Raw genomic sequence first — 18,008 nt, 5'->3', positions numbered from 1 at the left:
AGGGAAACAGAACAACTAAACTGTTTCCAAAACAGGAACAAAGAGCAGGACATGGCGAACTTACCTGAAATCGCAAGCCTTTGGATTGGTGGAAACCTGTCTTGGCTTGAGCAGCTTTGCCTGAAATCCTTTGCGGATCAGGGACACCATATTACGCTGTATAGCTATGAGCCGATTAGCAACCTTCCTGAAGGCGTGCACGCTGGCGACGCAGAGGCGATCTATCCGTCAGAGCCGATGTATCGTCACGCCGTGACGGGCAGCCCTGCTATTCATGCGGATTTCTGGCGCATGCGCCTCTTGCAAAAAACGAATAAGATTTGGGTCGATGCCGATGTGCTGTGCTATCGGCCCTTTGACTACGAACAAGAGCATGTTTTTGGCTGGGAAAAGAAAAACCTAGTGTGCAACGCGGTTTTGGGATTGCCCAAAGACAGCCCGACGTTGGTGAAAATGATTGAGTTCTTTGAAGACCCCTATGCGATTGGACCTTGGCTGAAACCACATCAGCAAGCCGAACTAGAGGCTGAACGGGATAAGGGACACCCCGTGCATATGACCCAGCAGGAATGGGGTTTTACCGGACCGAAGGCGGTATCGTGGTTTTTAAAGCAGACCGGAGAGATCGAAGCCGCACAAGACGCGTCTGCATTTTATGCAAAGACCTTTAAGGACCGAAATCACTTTATCCTTAGTCGGCACACCCCAGAAGACAGCTTTACCGACGCGACGCGTGGCGTGCATTTGTGGGCCCGTCGCCTAAAACCGCGCTTGCGTGACGCCGAAGATAACAAACCAAGGCGTGGATCATTTCTGGACCGCATGCTTTCCAAGCATGAGATTGATCGAAAGGCCGCGCCTATACCTGCAAAGCAAGTGAAGCTCTTTGGTAACAGCGATGACCCGAGGTTTCGGGCCATGTTGGCGATTGAAGCATTGAAGGACGACGAACCAATCGCACAGCTTGCCAAGAACAATAACGTGGAAACGAAAGACATCCGCGAATGGCGTGCGCAGCTGGTTTCGAATGCCGCCAAGTTGTTTCAGTGAATGGGAGAGGCGATATGACCATCAATCCCAGCAAACTGGATTTCTCGATGTTCGGCACGGCCGACTACGTGAATATCATCCTTCAACGATCCGATGTTTTGCGTGGGATCAAGGGAAGCGGCCAGTTGATCAGCCAATGGACCAAGGGCGAAAACGAAGTTCTGGCGCAGATTGCGGCCGAAGAGAACTCGCTTTTGGCGCAACGCGCAATGGAAGATATTGCCGAAGAATTTGAGTCGTTGTTTGAGGTTCTGAATACCAAAGCACCGAAACGGATCGCCGACATCGGCTGTGGTTATGCGTTCTTTGATTTGGTCGCGGCGCAAAAGTTTGGAGCGACCGTTGATCTGATTGATCTAGAGCAGAACGACAAACGCCAATTCGGTTTCGCCGAAGAGGCTAGCGCCTATTCGAACCTGCAAAAAGCTGTGCAATTTCTGACGCAGAATGGAATCGATCCTGATGATGTGACTGCGACGAACCCAGAAAAGGGTGACGTTGAAGCAATTGAACCTGTCGATTTAGCCGTTAGCCTTTTGGCCTGCGGGTTTCATTTTCCTGTCGATGTTTACATGGATTTCTTTGCCAACAACGTCGCCCCCGGTGGGCGGATTATATTGGACATCCGCAAAGCCAAGCAAAAGGACCAACTGGCCAAGCTGGAAACGCTGGGCAAGGTCACGACGCTGAGTGAATTGGGCAATCGCATCCGGGTGATGGTGCAAAAGCCCGAAGCGGAAGAAGACGTTGGCCTGTCATTGCTGAGCAAGAGCGATTGGAAAGGCCACCTAGCAGATCTGGGTGAACGCGAGGGGTTCTTTGAGGAGTTGGGCGATCAACACTCTGCTCTATACGTTAGCAAAGGCGACACGCTGATTGTAACCTTTGAAAACCTCGACCATGTGTATGATTTCACGAATGATCGGATGCCTTGGGGCTATGGCTTTGTCACAGGGCGGGGTTGGTCGATGTTGGGCATGATGGCCCATGATTGGACATGGTATCGGGACGATGCGGTGTTTGATTTCTTTGATCGGCTGCGCGACGAAGGGTTCTTTGATCAGTTCAAAAAGGTTGTCTTTTATGGGGCGTCGATGGGGGCCTATGCTGCGGCGGCCTTTAGTTCAGCGGCACCGGGCGCAACAGTGATTTTGATCTCTCCGCAGGCGACATTGGATCGCGAGATTGCGCCGTGGGAATACCGATATGTGAAGGCATGGCGACGTGATTTCACCGGGCGGTATGGATATGCGCCGGATTTGCTGAATTCAGCCAAAGACGCGTATCTATTCTATGATCCGCGGATGCCGCAGGATGCGATGCATGCGACATTGTTCCAAGGCGAGAATATCCGCCGGTTCCGGTGCAAGTTCTTTGGCCACCGCATGGCGTCGCTTTGGGTGCAAATGGGCGTGCTAAAGCCAGTGATTGATGGCTGTCTGAACGGAACGTTGACCACAACAGCTTTCTACACGCTGATGCGCAAGCGTCACCAAACGGGCCGCTTTATGCGTGAGTTTTTGGATACGCTAGAGGCAAAGGGCAATCCGCGTCGGATTGCCTATTACTGCGAAGCCGTATTGAAGCGCCGTCGCGGACCTAAGTTCCGCAAGGCGCTTTTGAATGCGAATGCTGCGATGAAAGCGAAACGCCGTTAACGGCGTTTCAGCGTATCCCCAAAGGCAATCTTGGGCGAAAGCTCTACAATATTTTCCGTGGGCTCGTTGTTGACACGCGCGGCAATAATTTCTGCTGCTTGACGCCCGGATTCACGACGGCACGCATCCATGCTGGCCAATCGACGCGGCAATCCCTCGAGCAGCTCAACACCGTTGAATCCCGCAAGGCCGATTTGGCCTGGAATATCGATACCCTGCTCCAAAAGGTACAATAACCCACCTGCCCCAATCATATCGTTGGAGTAATAGAGGAAATCGAGTTCGGGCGAGCGCTTTAGAATAGCTTCCGTCATTTCACGCCCTTTAACGAGCGCAGAGCCGCCAGAATAGAATTCTTGATCTTCAACCTCGACACCACCTTTGGCCAATGCCTCGGTGAAACCTTCGAACCGTTTCCGCGCGCGGTGATCCAACGGCATCTTTGTGCCAAGGAAGCCAATCTTGCGGTAGCCAGCCTTTAGAATCGCTTTCGCCATCTCGCGCCCAGCGCGGCGATGCGAAATACCGACGGCTGCATCAACGGGCGTGCCGTCCACATCCATGATCTCGACCACTGGAATGCCAGCGGCGCGCATCATGGCCTTGGCCGCATCTGTATGTTCCAGACCCGCGATGATCACCCCTGATGGGCGCCATGACAGCATTTCATACAGAACCTTTTCTTCCTTTTCAGGAATATAATCGGTGACGCCGACCACGGGCTGCAAATCAGTTTCTTCCAATACTTCACTGATTCCGCCCAAAACCTCTGGGAAAACCATGTTGGACAGAGATGGAATGATAACAGCAACAAGGTTCACGCGTTGGCTGGCCAAGGCACCGGCGATTTTGTTGGGCACATAGCCCAGCTCTTTCGCGGCCTTTAAAACACGTTGCCGCGTTGCGTCTGACACATCCCCTCTGTTTCGTAAAACGCGACTAACTGTCATTTCAGAAACGCCGGATGCTTCGGAAACATCACGCAGGGTGAGAGAGCGGTGTTCGTCTGTTGCCACGTATGAATTCCTTTGTCGGTTATCCCCATGTTATCGCGAGGCTTTGACAATGATCAAGCACGACACGCAGAGGCGTGATGTTTTGATCACATTGGCGACCCCGGCAGGATTCGAACCTGCAACCTGCCCCTTAGGAGGGGGCTGCTCTATCCAGTTGAGCCACGGGGCCGTCCTAATCGTGGGTAAAACATTCCTGCACCAAGTTCAAAGGTGATTTGCATTAATTGCGCGGGTCACGAAAATGCTCATCCTGTTCCCAAAAGTGTGAATGGATTTCCTGCGCATAAGGGTAGTAAAGGCGCACCTCGAGGCCCATTTCTAAGAGGCCATACGGCTCATACGAAGAAGGAAAAATCATGACTCGCCTAGGAAAATACTCCGTGGGCGGCGCGATGGCGGCATTGCTCGTCCCTCTCACGCTAACCGCACCGGCGGTAGCCCATACTGCAGACCAACAAAATGATACGTTTTTTACCCTCGCTGGGGTGACATCCGTTTCGCAAGCACGCTCTGGACACGAGCTGCGACAGCAACCCTATGCCCCAGACGGGACGCCAATTTGGTTCCACCTCTATTACGGTGATCCGGATTTCGTGGAATTGCAGCACGAATCCCGTCGCCAAACATACACGTTCGACATAACCGCAGACTAACCTCGTATAACCTCTTCGGTTTATGTTGCAGAACCAGCACCCATTCGGGCGCTGGTTCAAAAAACTAAATAATTTCATAAGTTTACACTTTTTCGTCTCAGAATTTTTTTCTACCCAAGAGGCAGAACAATTCTGGGACTAAACTCGTGAAAACTAAAATATTACTCACTGCGGCATGCCTTGCCGCGGCAGGAAACTTGCATGCTTTTGAACTGGAAAGCACGGAGCTAACGCTAGGTACCGGCAAGCTACAAGAGGTGGATGGTTTTGGCATATCGACCCGTAATGAAAGCATTGCCGGGGCTGTCAATTTGAACCTGACGGAAAACCTGGACCTACGGTTCGGCATAACCCACGCGGACCAAGGCGATTTCTTTCCTACGTTGGACATGACCGTATTCTCGCTAACTGCGATGCAGCACCTGACTGAAGGCTTGGCAGTCGGCGCATTTTGGGATCGTACGAAATTTTCTGATTCATTTGGAAATAGCACCATCGACCACTACGGAATCGAGGCAAGCTATACTTACAAAAACCTAACCCTAACCGGCTTTGTGGGCCAAGGGGATTACAAGATGATCTCCGAGAAAAGCGATGTTGCCGGCTTAAGCGCCGGATACGCATTTGCAAACGGCCTAGATGTGGGTGCGTTTTACCTACAGGAGAATTCGGACTTTATTGGTGATCAAGAAGCTTATGGCATTACAGTTGGCGTCGAGTTGACTGGCCCAGCGCAAACACCCGTTTACTTAAACGCCTCCCTTGGGCGCACCGACGGTTTTCTTGGCGTAGCAGATCTAGCACGCGTCACACTAACCGTTCCGTTTGGCGGCAAGGCTCGCAACGGACGTAAACCGGTTCACGGACACTCGGTTGAAATGGACTCCTTCTCTTACTTCAACCACGTCTCGAACCCGACCGGCTTCTAAGATTTCATGATTTTCAAAGCGCCGAGCATCCAGGCGCTTGAAAGAAAAGGTCACGCTGCGCCCCCGCAGTGTGGCCTTTTTCGCGAAAGGCTTTTCCCTCGGTCGCTTTGGCGATAAAGGGATAGGCGAAATCAGGAGAATGCCCATGTCCGTCAACAGCTTTGGCCATCTGTTCCGCGTCACCACTTGGGGTGAAAGCCACGGTCCCGCTTTAGGAGCGACCGTTGATGGCTGTCCGCCGAATGTGCCGGTGACCCCAGAGATGCTGCAAGTGTGGCTGGATAAACGTCGGCCCGGGCAAAACAAGAACACCACGCAGCGGAATGAACCCGATGCGGTGAAAATTCTGTCGGGTGTGTTTGAGGGCAAGACCACCGGGACGCCTATTCAGCTGATGATCGAAAACACCGATCAGCGTAGCCGAGATTATGGCGACATTTCTCAGACGTTCCGCCCCGGACATGCGGACATCACCTACCACCAAAAATACGGCAACCGTGACTATCGTGGCGGTGGGCGCTCTTCGGCGCGCGAAACTGCAGCTCGAGTGGCAGCTGGCGGCGTGGCGCGCGAAGCGATCAAAGCGCTGGTGCCGGGTCTCGAGATCAAAGGGTTCATGAGCCGCATGGGTGATGTGACCATTGATCGGGATGCCTTTGATTGGGATGCCATCGACCAGAATGATTTCTGGATTCCAAATGGTGCGGACAAAGCGCAAGAATGGGAAGATTACCTGCAAGCCCTGCGCAAGGATCACAACTCGGTCGGGGCCGAGGTTGAGGTTGTGGCGCGTGGCGTGCCCGCAGGCATTGGCGCGCCGGTCTACGCAAAGCTGGATACCGATCTGGCAGCGGCGATGATGTCCATCAACGCGGTCAAAGGTGTTGAGATTGGCGAAGGCATGGCCGCGGCTCGTTTGAAGGGCACCGAGAACGCTGATGAGATATTCATGGGGAACGATGGCCAGCCGGTATATTCGTCTAACCACGCTGGCGGTATTTTGGGTGGTATTTCCACCGGTCAAGATGTGGTTGTACGCTTTGCGGTGAAACCGACGTCTTCAATCTTAAGTCCGCGCAAATCAATCCGTATTGATGGATCACCTATTGAAGTCGTGACAAAAGGTCGTCACGATCCCTGTGTTGGCATCCGCGCGGTCCCTGTGGCCGAGGCAATGATGGCCTGCGTTATTTTAGATCATTTATTACTGCACCGTGGTCAGATCGGTGAAAATCAGGGCAAAATCGGTTGATGAAAAAACTACGTGCGCAGCTGCGCGAGATTATCAAAGTCGAGATGGCGCAAGACCCCGCGCATGACATTTTGCACTTGGATCGCGTTTGGGCCCAAGCGCGCCGCATTGCCAAAGATGAAGGCATCAAAGATCGGCGCGTTCTGCTTGCAGCAGCTTACCTGCACGACTTGGTCAACTTGCCCAAGGACTCGCCCAATCGCAAACAGGCCTCGACCCTATCAGCGGAAAAAGCAGAGCCTATTTTGGCAAAACTTGGTTATTCCGACGATGAGATCAAAGCCGCGCAACACGCCATCAAAGCGCATAGTTATTCGGCAGACATTCCTCCCGAAACCCGCGAAGCCGAAATTCTACGCGATGCAGATCGGTTGGATGCGCTAGGCGCAGTGGGAATTGCCCGGACGTTCATGGTTGCGGGCACAATGGACCGCCCACTGGCCGATCCTATTGATCCATTCGCGGCCAATCGGCGATTGGATGATCAGCTTTGGTCAATTGATCACTGGCATCTCAAGCTGCTGCAATTGCCAAACGAGATGAACACAAGGAAAGGCCGCAAGATCGCGCGTAAACGTGCCAAATTGATGCTGGCCTATCTGGTGCAGCTATCCAAGGAAATGGACACCAACCTGCCAGATCACTGGGCTGACTTACTGAAATAAATTAGCGTAGGTTTCACGCAGCGCTTTCTTTTGCACCTTACCCATTGTGTTGCGCGGCAGCTCGTCAACGATGATCACCTGTTTGGGTTGTTTGAATTTAGCGAGCGCTGCCTCTAGCGCTGCCAAAATGGCGTCTGGTGTTGTGGTACCGACAACCACCGCAACAACGGCCTCGCCGAAATCCCGATGCGGCACGCCGATGACTGCGCTTTCCACCACGCCATTCAGTTCGTCGATCAGGCTTTCTACTTCTTTCGGATAAACGTTAAAGCCGCCCGTTATCACCAGATCTTTTTCACGACCCACTATCGTGACGTAGCCATCTGCATCAATCTTGGCCAAGTCGCCGGTGATGAACCAACCATCGTCCATCAATTCTTCGGCGGTTTTTTCTGGCATCTGCCAATAGCCTTGAAACACATTCGCCCCACGTACCCAAAGCACACCTGTATCGCCATTTGGTACTTCTGCACCTTCTGCCATTACCTTGGCCTCGACCCCAGGTAGGGGGAAACCCACGGTGCCTGCGCGGCGCTCCCCGACATAGGGGTTTGATGTGCTCATATTGGTTTCAGTCATGCCATAGCGTTCCAGGATACGGTGACCTGTACGGGCCTCCCATGCGGCATGTGTGTCCACCAACAGCGGTGCCGAGCCTGAGATAAACAGCCGCATATTCGAGGCACGTTCTGCATTCAGGCGGGGATCATCCAGCAAGCGTGTGTAGAACGTCGGAACACCCATCAGGGCCGTTGCATTTGGCATTGCCTCAAGAATGGCATCGGCATCAAACTTGGGTAGAAACACCACAGAAGCACCGGACAACAGGGCGACATTTGTTGCCACAAATAGCCCATGCGTGTGAAAGATTGGTAGCGCGTGGATCAACACGTCCTGTTGTGTGAATTGCCAATACTCGCGCAGCATCTCGGAATTTGACGACAGATTGCTATGGCTTAGCATCGCGCCTTTACTACGGCCTGTTGTGCCGGATGTGTACAGGATTGCCGCCAAGTCGTTGGCACCGCGCGCAACCGTCTGAAACTCATCGAATTGCTGCCGCCGTTCGATAAGCGTACCTTGGCCCGCAGCATCAAGGGTTAGCAATTCTGCGTCACCTTTCACGGCCTCAATGTCATCAAACTTAGCAGGATCGCACACCAGAACGCGCGGTGTCGCGTCCCCTAGAAAATACTCTAATTCAGAGACTGTATATGCTGTATTCAGCGGTAGAAAGATTCCGCCAGCCATAACCGTACCCAGATAAAGCTGTATGGATTCGATGGTTTTTTCCACCTGAACTGCAACACGATCACCCGGGATCACTCCACAGGCAACCAAAGCCGCGGCTGTTTTTTCCGCTCCTTTGAAAAGCGCTTGGAACGACACATCATCACGCCCGGGAATTTGCGCAAACCGGTCAGTTTCGCGCCCTTTGCAGGCAGCATATAGGCGCGATATAAGGTGGTTGTTCTCGTACATTCGCAGCTCCGATAGATTTGGCGCATTATTTTGCTGTATCAAGACAAAGCGCAAGTGCGCAGTTTGTCCTTGTTATTATTAACGACAAGGATCAGGTTCTCGCTGGTTACTGATAGGGGCAAACATGATGGTTTATCGCGGTATCTTACTCAAAATCACGGCGCTATTCCTATTTGCTATCATGGACTCGCTGATCAAAGCTTCGGCGCCTCATGTACCTGCATGGGAAGCAGTATTTTTCCGGTCCTTCTTTGGCATGCTGGTGATTGTAATCTGGTTGCTGAAACGCGGCCAATTGCGCACGGGCCTAAAGGTTAAAAGCCCGATTGGGCATTTCTGGCGAGGCTTAATCGGGACAACCGCAATGGTCCTTGGCTTTGCTGGGTTGGGCATTCTGCCCTTGCCTCAAGTTGTGGCCATCAGCTTTACAGCGCCGCTGCTCATTGTGATCTTCGCTGCAATGTTCTTGGGCGAGCAAGTGCGGGCCTTTCGCTTAACGGCGGTAAGCATTGGCTTGGTTGGTGTGGCTATCGTATTGTACCCCCGCCTGAAGGAATTTGACGGCAGTGGCCCGCAAGCTGTGTTGATGTTGGGAGCAATGCTTGTCTTAGGCTCTGCAGTGTTTCGCGCACTTGCACAAATCCACATTCGCCGCCTCGTGCAAACCGAGGAGGCCTCGGCCATTGTTTTCTACTTTTCCCTAACAGCAACGCTTTTATCGCTTTTGTCACTGCCTTTTGGCTGGGTCATTCCAACAAACCAAGAGATGATGTTCCTTGTGCTAGCCGGCCTTATCGGCGGAACTGCACAGATCTTTTTGACTTTGGGTTACAAATACGCCGAAGCCTCTCTGCTGGCACCGTTTGATTACGTTTCGATGATTTTCGCCGTTATTATTGGTTATTTTATCTTTGCTGAAATCCCAACGGTTTGGACTTTATCTGGATCATCCTTGATTGTTGTTGCAGGTATCCTGATCATTTGGCGCGAACACCAACTTGGCCTCAAGCGCGGTAAGGCACGCCCAACGATGACGCCGCAGGGATAAAGAACAGCCAGCCAAGCAAAGAAAAAGGCCGCCAAATTTTGGCGACCTTTCCAATTCTAAATTTGAACGCGACGATTACGCACGCACCATCGCTTCGTAAGTCTCAGCAATATCGCGTGTGATGTCGCCAACTTCGAACGTATGTTCGCCAATCTGACCAACAGGGGTGACCTCTGCGGCAGTACCAGTCAGCCAGCACTGTTCAAAGTCGCCCAGTTCTTCTGGCATGATGTGCCGCTCGTGTACTGTGATACCTTTGTCTTTCAGCACCGAAATAATCGTTTGCCGTGTGATACCGTTCAGAATGGCGTCTGGAATTGGCGTGTGCACTTCGCCGTCTTTCACGAAGAAAACGTTCGCGCCCGTCGCTTCAGCCACATACCCGCGATAGTCATAGAACAACGCGTCAGAGCAACCTTTTGCTTCAGCCGCATGTTTGGACATGGTGCAGATCATATACAGGCCAGCCGCTTTCGCCGCTGTTGGAATGGTCTCTGGGCTTGGGCGTTTCCATTTCGCGATGTCGAGTTTTGCGCCCTTCATCTTGGCGTCGCCGTAATAGGCGCCCCACTCCCAAACAGCGACGGCGACGCGTACTGGGTTTTTGGCCGATGCAACACCCATGTCTTCGCCAGCGCCGCGCCATGCAACAACGCGCACATAGGCATCTGTCAAACCGTTCGCTTCCAGCGCTTCGTATTTCGCCTTTTCAAGCTCATCAACTGTGTATGGAATTGGCATGTCCAAAAGCTCGCCAGATTTCAACAGACGCTCTGAATGCTGAACACTTTTAAAAATCTTACCATTGTAGGCGCGTTCGCCCTCAAACACAGAGCTGGCGTAGTGCATCGCATGGCTTAAGATGTGGACATTCGCGTCCCGCCATTCGACCAACTTACCATCAAGCCAGATTTTGCCGTCGCGATCATCGTATCCGCCCGCCATGGTGGTTCCTTCCGTGTTCAAGAACAAATTTTCAAATGTTGCGCAAATTAGGACCACTTCGGGCATAAAATGTCGCAAAAACTGGGATTCGCTACCAATTCACCCTTGGAGTGTCAACAAGGCTGACATAATGTAATTCGTGTAAGTTCGATTTATTGAGTGGAAATAACAAGATGGGCGAAACCTACGGCAGCGAAAGCCTGCTATTTCTAACCGACGAACAAATTCGACAGGGCATCGAAGCGATGTATTTCGCTTATCGCGGACTCACTTCGGAACCAGATCGAATCCTAGGCAATTTGGCTTATGGGCGGGCCCACCACCGGGCAATCCACTTTATCAACCGTGCACCGGGCACGACGGTCACCAATTTGTTGGAGATCCTCGGCGTAACCAAGCAATCGTTAAACAGGGTTCTGAGAACCCTGATTGAAGACGGCTTGGTTGAAAGCCGCGTCGGTAAAATCGACAAACGAGAAAGAAATTTGTTCCTGACCGAAACCGGCACAGCTCTAGAAGCTCGCCTTTCAGACGCACAGCGAACAAGAATGCGTTCAGCCTATCGCGATGCGGGCCCCGAAGCCGTGGCAGGATTTCGCAAAGTACTGGAGTCGATGATGGATACTGAACTGCGCCGAAAATACGCCTCTCTGCGCGAGACAAAATCATGATGGACATGCAACCGCATCTATTGATCGTTGACGACGACGAACGCATTCGCGGCCTGCTTCAGAAATTTCTGATGAGGAACGGCTTCTTGGTTACGGCAGCGCGTGATGCAGCCCACGCCCGGCGCATTTTGTCAGGGCTCGATTTCGATATGGTCGTGCTGGACGTTATGATGCCCGGCGAAGACGGTGTCAGCCTAACGCGTACAATTCGTGAAACCTCCACAACGCCCATAATGCTGCTAACGGCAAAAGGCGAAACTGAAGATCGGATCGAAGGATTGGAAGCGGGGGCAGATGACTATCTATCCAAACCGTTTGAACCCAAAGAGCTGCTTTTACGCATCAATGCCATTCTGCGCCGGATGCCGGAAAACACTGACGCGGATGCAACGCCCAAGGTTCTGAAGCTTGGCCCAAACCGCTATGACATCGAACGTGGCGAGATGTGGCGTGGCGAAGACTTGGTACGTTTGACGGCGACGGAAAACCAATTGATGAAGCTTTTTGCAGCCACACCAGGTGAGCCGATCAGCCGCTCCAAGTTGGTCGAGGATTTGGGTCGCGATCACGGTCAGGCACAAGAACGCGCCGTGGATGTTCAAATCACGCGTCTGCGTCGCAAGATTGAAACCGACCCAAAACAGCCACGCTATTTGCAAACGGTGCGTGGCGCTGGGTATATGCTCGCACCTGATTAAGAAGGGTCGCCGCTGCGCGGCGATGCCTTCGGCGAAGGTATTTTGATCAAGAAAAAGCCAGAGGTGTATTATGGCAACCGCGCTTTATTCCCATGACGATTGCTTAGCACATGTGACGCCGGATGGTCACCCCGAACAAGTGGCGCGGCTTACAGCTATCACCGATGAATTGGCAGGGTTTGACGCGTTAGATCGGCGCGAGGCCCCTGAGTGTACTGACGCTGATATTTTGCTTTGCCATCCACAAAGCTATTTGGACCGCATCGTGACTGAGTCCCCGGCGAGTGGATGGGTCATGCTAGACGGCGACACGCACATGTCACCCGGTTCGTTAACTGCAGCGCGCCGCGCAGTGGGTGCGAATATTGCCGCAGTAGATGCCGTTATGAGCGGTGACGTTACAAATGCCTTTGTGGCAACGCGCCCGCCCGGTCATCACGCAGAAACCGCAACGCCGATGGGCTTTTGCCTATTTGGCAATATCGCCATTGCCGCGCGTCACGCGATGGAGCGTCATGGTTTGTCGCGAGTCACAATCGTGGATTTCGACGTACATCACGGCAACGGAACACAAGCCCTGCTATGGAACGAACCCCGCGCGCAATTCTTTTCCAGCCACCAAAGCCCGCTTTGGCCCGGCAGCGGTGACGCCAATGAAACCGGTGGCCACAACAATATCTGGAACTATCCTTTGCCACCGCATTCAGGCGGTGCAGAGATGCGCAAAACCTATGAGCACGAGATTTTTCCAGCGATTGAGCGGTTCGAGCCTGAGCTGATCTTGATTTCCGCAGGCTTTGACGCCCACGCAGACGATCCACTGGCTCAACTCAACTGGCAGACCAGTGATTTTGCATGGCTGACAGAACGCCTCTGCGACCTTGCGTCCAAGCATTGTCAGGGTCGCGTTGTCTCGACTCTTGAGGGCGGATATGATCTGAGGGCTTTGGCGGCTTCGGTCGCTGCACACGTGACAGTATTGATGGAGAAAGGCGCATGAGCGAGACGCCCGTTGCAGAGATGAGCTTTGAACAGGCCATGGCCGAATTAGAGCAGGTTGTTGGCCAACTTGAACGCGGCGATGTTGCGCTTGAGGACTCTATCAAATTGTATGAGCGCGGTGCTGCTTTGAAAGCGCGCTGCGAAGCGAAGCTGAAAGAAGCCGAAGAAAAAGTGGCCGCCATCACATTGGATGGCAACGGCGCGCCGAGCGGATTGAAACCGGTCGAAGGGCTGTAACGTGCTGAAAACAAGACTGTCAGAAAGCGCAACCGCAGTGCAGGCGCATCTGGATGCTGTGATGGCGCCAATGGGTGATTTGCCTGTGGTGCAAGCAATGCGTTACGCCAGTGCCGGCGGCAAACGTTTGCGGGCCTTTATGGTGCTGGAAAGCGCGCGGTTACATGACATTCCATTCGCACAGGCAATCTGGCCAGCAGCCGCGATTGAGGCGATGCACGCCTATTCCCTAGTACATGACGACCTGCCGTGTATGGACGACGACGACCTGCGCCGTGGGCAACCAACCGTGCATGTAAAATGGGACTACGCAACCGCCGTTTTAGCCGGCGACGCGCTGCAAACTTTGGCCTTTGAAATGGTCAGCCACCCGGATTGTTCGCCAAGTGCGGAAGTGCGTGCCAATCTAGCACTGACCTTTGCACAAGCCGCAGGTGCACGCGGCATGGTCTTGGGGCAAGCTTTAGATATGGCGGCGGAGACAGCGGTCACACCGCTAACGCTTGAAGAAATCACCACCCTGCAAGAGGGTAAAACGGGCGCATTGTTTGGCTGGTCCGCGCAATGCGGCGCGCGCATGGCGCAGGCGGATACAACACCGTTCAAACGTTATGCCGATGGGCTTGGCCTTGCCTTTCAAATTTGGGACGATGTCCTAGATATTGAAGGCGATGCAGACAAAGTTGGTAAAACCTTGGGCAAAGACCAGACGGCTGGCAAGGCCACATTTGTTTCGCTTTTAGGCATGGACGCGGCAAAAGCCCGCGCCAAAGAGCTGATCGAAGACGCCTGTGCCGCTCTGGACTCATACGGAAACAACGCCGAAACCTTGCGGGATGCGGCGCGCTTCGTTATCTCGCGGGATAGCTAATTAAAAAGGGCCAGCGATGTCTGCCAGACCCGACACACCGCTTTTAGACCGGGTGAACAAACCCGAAGATCTGAAACAGTTCTCTGATACAGAGCTGGCGCAGGTCGCACATGAACTGCGGCTAGAGACGATTTCGGCAGTGTCAGAAACCGGTGGCCACCTTGGCGCGGGTCTGGGCGTTGTCGAACTGACGACTGCGTTGCACGCGGTCTTTGACACACCTCGCGACAAGATCATTTGGGACGTTGGCCACCAATGCTATCCGCATAAAATCCTGACTGGCCGCCGGGACCGCATCCGCACCCTGCGTACAAAAAATGGCCTATCAGGCTTCACCAAACGCTCTGAATCCGTGTTTGACCCGTTCGGTGCAGCACATAGTTCCACCTCTATCTCGGCCGCTTTGGGCTTTGCCGTAGCACGAGATTTGGGCGGGCAATGCGAAGGTGGCCTTGGCGACGCGATTGCTGTTATCGGCGATGGTTCTATCAGCGCCGGCATGGCCTATGAAGCGATGAACAACGCGGGCCACTTGAGCAAACGCCTGTTCGTCGTGCTCAACGATAATGAGATGTCGATTGCTCCACCCGTTGGCGCAATGTCATCCTACCTGTCGCGCCTCTATGCGGGCGAACCGTTCCAAGAACTTAAAGCCGCAGCCAAAGGTGCGGTCTCCCTCCTACCAGAACCCTTCCGCGAAGGCGCAAAACGCGCAAAGGAAATGCTGAAAGGCATGGCCGTCGGTGGCACCCTGTTCGAAGAGCTTGGCTTTAGCTACATCGGCCCGATCGATGGCCACGATATGGACCAACTGCTGCCTGTCCTGCGCACGATGCACGAACGCGCCACCGGGCCTGTTATGCTGCACATAGTCACGAAAAAGGGCAAAGGCTACGCCCCTGCCGAAAACGCGCGTGACAAAGGTCATGCGACAGCAAAGTTCGATGTTGTCACCGGCAAACAGCACAAAGCGCCCTCAAACGCGCCAAGCTACACAAACGTCTTTGGTCAAACCCTGACAGAGCTGGCCGCCGAAGATGACAAGATCGTTGCGGTCACAGCCGCGATGCCAGATGGCACTGGCCTGAACCTATTCGCCGAGCGCTACCCAAGCCGTTGTTTCGACGTCGCGATTGCGGAACAACACGGCGTAACTTTTTGCGCAGCTTTGGCCGCTGGCGGAATGAAACCGTTCTGCACGATGTATTCCACCTTCCTGCAACGCGGCTATGACCAGATCGTACATGACGTCGCGATCCAAGGCTTGCCTGTGCGCTTTGCAATCGACCGCGCGGGTCTGGTTGGTGCGGATGGCGCAACGCACGCTGGCTCCTTTGACATTGCGTATCTAGCGAACTTGCCAGGCATGGTCGTGATGGCTGCGGCTGATGAGGCAGAGCTAAAACATATGGTCGCCACTGCCGCCGCCTATGACGACGGACCAATCGCTTTCCGCTACCCACGCGGTGAGGGCGTTGGGGTGGACCTGCCAGAAAAAGGTGAAATCCTGGAAATCGGCAAAGGCCGCATGATTAAACAAGGCCAACGCGTTGCTTTACTGTCCTTCGGCACGCGATTGGACGAAGTGAAGAAAGCTGCCGAGGCCCTAAGAGCCAAAGGCATCACGCCTACCATCGCGGACGCGCGTTTTGCCAAGCCGCTTGATGCCGACATGATTCTAGACCTTGCGCAATCGCATGAGGCGTTGATTACCATCGAAGAAGGCGCAGTTGGCGGCTTTGGCTCTCATGTGGCGCAGCTTTTGGCGGAACGGGGCGTGTTTGATGATGGCCTCAAGTATCGCTCTATGGTGCTACCGGACGTCTTTATTGACCATGCCAGCCCAAGCGACATGTACGACACCGCCGCAATGAATGCAGAGCATATCGTTGCCAAGGTCTTGGATACGCTGGGTATTGCACAAATCGGAAGCCAAAGCGCCTGACCGAAAGGCCGGGGCGTTGCCCCGGACCCCAAGGTATTTGGATCAAGAAAAAGCTAAGTGTTTTCTTCGGCAAGCATGGCCTCTAGCGCGGCCTTAAAGGTTGGATGCTTAAGCGTTACACCCAGCTCATCTTTGATGCGATCATTCCGAACGCGCTTGCTATCTGAATAGAAGGTCCGTGCCATTGGGCTCATCTTAGCGGTTTCAAACGGCACCGCGGGCGGGGGCTCCATCCCTAGCAATTTGGCGGCATATTCGATCACCACCTCCGGCGGCTGCGGATCATCATCACAGACGTTATAAACACGCCCCGGGTTTGGCTGCGCAATCGACGCGGCAAGCACCTGCGCGATGTCATCCACATGCGTGCGGCTGAAGACTTGGTTTTTCTTAATCACACGCTGAGCAATCCCTTTGCGCAACTTGGCAAACGGGCCACGCCCCGGCCCGTATATCCCAGCCAAACGGAACACATGCACCGGAAGGCCGGTAATATCCAACCATTCGCGTTCTGCTTTGACACGACGTTTGCCGCGTTCGGTTGCGGGATCAAGCGCACTCTCTTCGTCAACCCAACCACCATCGTGATCGCCATAGACACCTGTTGTGGACAAATACCCTACCCACTCCAGCTGATTTTTCACAGCCTCGATAGCCGCCCGACCTTCGCTTAAAATCGGATCACCGGCTTCGTCTGGGCCAGCAGAAGTCAGCACATGGGTCACACCGCTTAAAGCTTGCGACAAATCACAAGGCCAAAGCAGGGGTTCAACACCTGCCGCCTCTAACAAGGCGAATTTTTCGGGTTTGCGGGTGGTGCCAATTACGCGCCAACCTTGTGGAACCAACAATGCCGCAAGCGCCTGTGCTGAAAAGCCGTGGCCCAGTGAAAGAAGTGTCTTTGTCATGCGCGCCAAACTGCGCAACCCTTAACAGGTTTGCAAGCCCCCATTCACCTTTCCAAAAATACTCCCGCCGGAGGCATCTGACCAAACAACTCTACGCACTTGGCTCGGCCAAAGCCGCCTTGGTTGCGGCACACCCATGGCCACCAAAAAACGTATCAAGCAGATCCTTAAAAACATCCGGCGCGCCGGGAACTTGCGCAAACAAGGTTGCCATACTGCGCAGCTTCTCTGCATCAACTGGACCCAAAATCGCCTCTGGGCTTTTGTAGCCATGCATCATCAACGCCATACACATTTCGACCAGACGCACGCCCAATACAGGATGTGCCAGATACTGCGTGGCCTCTCGTAAATCCGCCAGACCATAGTCGACCGCACGTTTTGATTTGCCCAATTGACGAAGCTGCGGCAGCTCCCACCACATCCAATGGCTCAGTTTCAAACCCATTCGCAGTTCCGACAACGCCTTTGCATGTGTCAACTTTTGTGGGTTTAGAAATCGGTCTAGGTCATTGGGTTTGGCCATATCGCTCCTATCGTAGCGGTTTAAACGTGCTTACGGTCAATATGCCCCAAGTCTTTGCTTGGGTCGATCACATCCCTGATCCGGCTCTTCAATTCTTTAGCCTCGGGAAAGCCACCATCGCGTTTTCGTTCCCAAATCAGGCTCTGATTCACCGTTATTTCAAAAACACCGCCAAGGTCATCTGGCACAAGCGTTACGCCGCCTAAGTCGTTTTGAAAGGTGGAAAGCAGTTCTTGCGCCATCCAACTTGCGCGCAACAGCCAATTGCAGCCCGTACAATAGGTAATTTGTACCTGTGGTTTTGCCTCAGCCATCGCAGCGCCCTCTTCTGTCATTCAATGCGTCATTTAACGAAATTCCAACATGTTTTCCAAGCAGCCATAAACCCAGCTATCAAAGCTTCAGTTTTGTTTTGAAACAGCTTTTGCAAGCACGCCCTACGGCCTCTGCTT

General features: G+C 53.5%; 19 protein-coding genes and 1 tRNA gene. 13 read left to right on the top strand and 7 right to left on the bottom strand.

Features of this window, described 5'->3' with window-relative positions:
- Positions 1-51: 51 nt before the first annotated feature.
- Complete coding sequence (locus Q4544_RS09535; protein WP_303505678.1) at positions 52-1,050, top strand: hypothetical protein; 999 nt, start codon at positions 52-54, stop codon at positions 1,048-1,050.
- A gap of 14 nt (positions 1,051-1,064) precedes the next feature.
- Positions 1,065-2,708, top strand: coding sequence for a cyclopropane-fatty-acyl-phospholipid synthase family protein (locus Q4544_RS09530; protein WP_303505675.1), 1,644 nt, complete (start codon positions 1,065-1,067; stop codon positions 2,706-2,708).
- On the opposite strand, the gene Q4544_RS09525 is transcribed toward Q4544_RS09530, so the two are convergent.
- On the bottom strand, positions 2,705-3,724 hold the full coding sequence (locus Q4544_RS09525; protein WP_303505673.1) for a LacI family DNA-binding transcriptional regulator: 1,020 nt from the start codon (positions 3,722-3,724) through the stop codon (positions 2,705-2,707). The genes Q4544_RS09530 and Q4544_RS09525 overlap by 4 nt on opposite strands.
- 92 nt (positions 3,725-3,816) lie before the next feature.
- Positions 3,817-3,893, bottom strand: a tRNA-Arg gene (locus Q4544_RS09520).
- Positions 3,894-4,080: 187 nt separating this feature from the next.
- On the opposite strand from Q4544_RS09520, the gene Q4544_RS09515 reads away from it, so the two are divergent.
- The 4 genes from Q4544_RS09515 to Q4544_RS09500 all read left to right on the top strand — a co-directional run bounded on the left by Q4544_RS09515 (position 4,081) and on the right by Q4544_RS09500 (position 7,223).
- Entirely contained in the window at positions 4,081-4,377 is a 297-nt protein-coding gene (locus Q4544_RS09515; protein WP_303505671.1) for a hypothetical protein, read from the top strand.
- A 146-nt stretch (positions 4,378-4,523) separates the two neighbouring features.
- Positions 4,524-5,306, top strand: a complete 783-nt coding sequence (locus Q4544_RS09510; RefSeq protein ID WP_303505669.1) for a porin — start codon at positions 4,524-4,526, stop codon at positions 5,304-5,306.
- 145 nt (positions 5,307-5,451) lie between these two features.
- Positions 5,452-6,558, top strand: a complete 1,107-nt coding sequence (aroC, locus tag Q4544_RS09505; RefSeq protein ID WP_303505667.1) for a chorismate synthase — start codon at positions 5,452-5,454, stop codon at positions 6,556-6,558.
- Positions 6,558-7,223: an HD domain-containing protein gene (locus Q4544_RS09500; RefSeq protein WP_303505666.1), complete on the top strand. Its 666-nt coding sequence runs from the start codon at positions 6,558-6,560 to the stop codon at positions 7,221-7,223. Before aroC ends, Q4544_RS09500 begins: the two co-directional genes overlap by 1 nt.
- Here the strand turns inward: Q4544_RS09500 and Q4544_RS09495 are convergent.
- Positions 7,212-8,705, bottom strand: a complete 1,494-nt coding sequence (locus tag Q4544_RS09495) for an AMP-binding protein (RefSeq protein WP_303505664.1) — start codon at positions 8,703-8,705, stop codon at positions 7,212-7,214. The two genes, Q4544_RS09500 and Q4544_RS09495, sit on opposite strands and share 12 nt — an antisense overlap.
- A gap of 124 nt (positions 8,706-8,829) precedes the next feature.
- On the opposite strand from Q4544_RS09495, the gene Q4544_RS09490 reads away from it, so the two are divergent.
- Complete coding sequence (locus Q4544_RS09490) at positions 8,830-9,753, top strand: DMT family transporter (RefSeq protein ID WP_303505662.1); 924 nt, start codon at positions 8,830-8,832, stop codon at positions 9,751-9,753.
- A gap of 75 nt (positions 9,754-9,828) precedes the next feature.
- Here the strand turns inward: Q4544_RS09490 and Q4544_RS09485 are convergent, their stop codons facing one another.
- Positions 9,829-10,698 (bottom strand): branched-chain amino acid aminotransferase, encoded by an 870-nt coding sequence (locus Q4544_RS09485; RefSeq protein WP_303505660.1) that lies wholly within the window; start codon positions 10,696-10,698, stop codon positions 9,829-9,831.
- 173 nt (positions 10,699-10,871) lie between these two features.
- Here Q4544_RS09485 and Q4544_RS09480 point away from each other — a divergent pair, with 173 nt between their 5' ends.
- The 6 genes from Q4544_RS09480 to dxs all read left to right on the top strand — a co-directional run bounded on the left by Q4544_RS09480 (position 10,872) and on the right by dxs (position 16,122).
- A complete protein-coding gene (locus Q4544_RS09480) occupies positions 10,872-11,369 on the top strand; it encodes a MarR family winged helix-turn-helix transcriptional regulator (RefSeq protein WP_303505658.1) in 498 nt (165 codons plus the stop codon).
- On the top strand, positions 11,366-12,067 hold the full coding sequence (locus Q4544_RS09475; RefSeq protein WP_303505656.1) for a response regulator: 702 nt from the start codon (positions 11,366-11,368) through the stop codon (positions 12,065-12,067). The genes Q4544_RS09480 and Q4544_RS09475 overlap by 4 nt, the downstream gene beginning before the upstream one ends.
- A gap of 70 nt (positions 12,068-12,137) precedes the next feature.
- On the top strand, positions 12,138-13,067 hold the full coding sequence (locus tag Q4544_RS09470) for a histone deacetylase family protein (protein ID WP_303505654.1): 930 nt from the start codon (positions 12,138-12,140) through the stop codon (positions 13,065-13,067).
- Positions 13,064-13,306 carry an exodeoxyribonuclease VII small subunit gene (locus tag Q4544_RS09465; protein ID WP_303505652.1) on the top strand — a complete coding sequence of 81 codons (243 nt, stop codon included), beginning with the start codon at positions 13,064-13,066 and terminating at the stop codon, positions 13,304-13,306. The genes Q4544_RS09470 and Q4544_RS09465 overlap by 4 nt, the downstream gene beginning before the upstream one ends.
- Before the next feature lies 1 nt (position 13,307).
- Complete coding sequence (locus tag Q4544_RS09460) at positions 13,308-14,177, top strand: polyprenyl synthetase family protein (RefSeq protein ID WP_303505650.1); 870 nt, start codon at positions 13,308-13,310, stop codon at positions 14,175-14,177.
- 16 nt (positions 14,178-14,193) lie between these two features.
- A complete protein-coding gene (gene dxs, locus Q4544_RS09455; protein ID WP_303505648.1) occupies positions 14,194-16,122 on the top strand; it encodes a 1-deoxy-D-xylulose-5-phosphate synthase in 1,929 nt (642 codons plus the stop codon).
- A 53-nt stretch (positions 16,123-16,175) separates the two neighbouring features.
- Here dxs and Q4544_RS09450 read toward each other — a convergent pair whose 3' ends face one another.
- The 3 genes from Q4544_RS09450 to Q4544_RS09440 form a co-directional block, all read right to left on the bottom strand.
- A complete protein-coding gene (locus Q4544_RS09450) occupies positions 16,176-17,030 on the bottom strand; it encodes an SDR family oxidoreductase (protein ID WP_303505646.1) in 855 nt (284 codons plus the stop codon).
- 91 nt (positions 17,031-17,121) lie between these two features.
- Positions 17,122-17,556, bottom strand: a complete 435-nt coding sequence (locus tag Q4544_RS09445) for a DUF1810 domain-containing protein (protein WP_303505644.1) — start codon at positions 17,554-17,556, stop codon at positions 17,122-17,124.
- Positions 17,557-17,576: 20 nt separating this feature from the next.
- Complete coding sequence (locus tag Q4544_RS09440; RefSeq protein WP_368411265.1) at positions 17,577-17,870, bottom strand: SelT/SelW/SelH family protein; 294 nt, start codon at positions 17,868-17,870, stop codon at positions 17,577-17,579.
- Positions 17,871-18,008: the final 138 nt, after the last annotated feature.

The organism is Cognatishimia sp. 1_MG-2023 (genome assembly GCF_030548175.1).
Classification (GTDB): Bacteria; Pseudomonadota; Alphaproteobacteria; order Rhodobacterales; family Rhodobacteraceae; genus Cognatishimia.
Note: the sequence above shows the minus strand (reverse complement) of the source record. Positions and strands in the feature narration are given on the sequence as shown.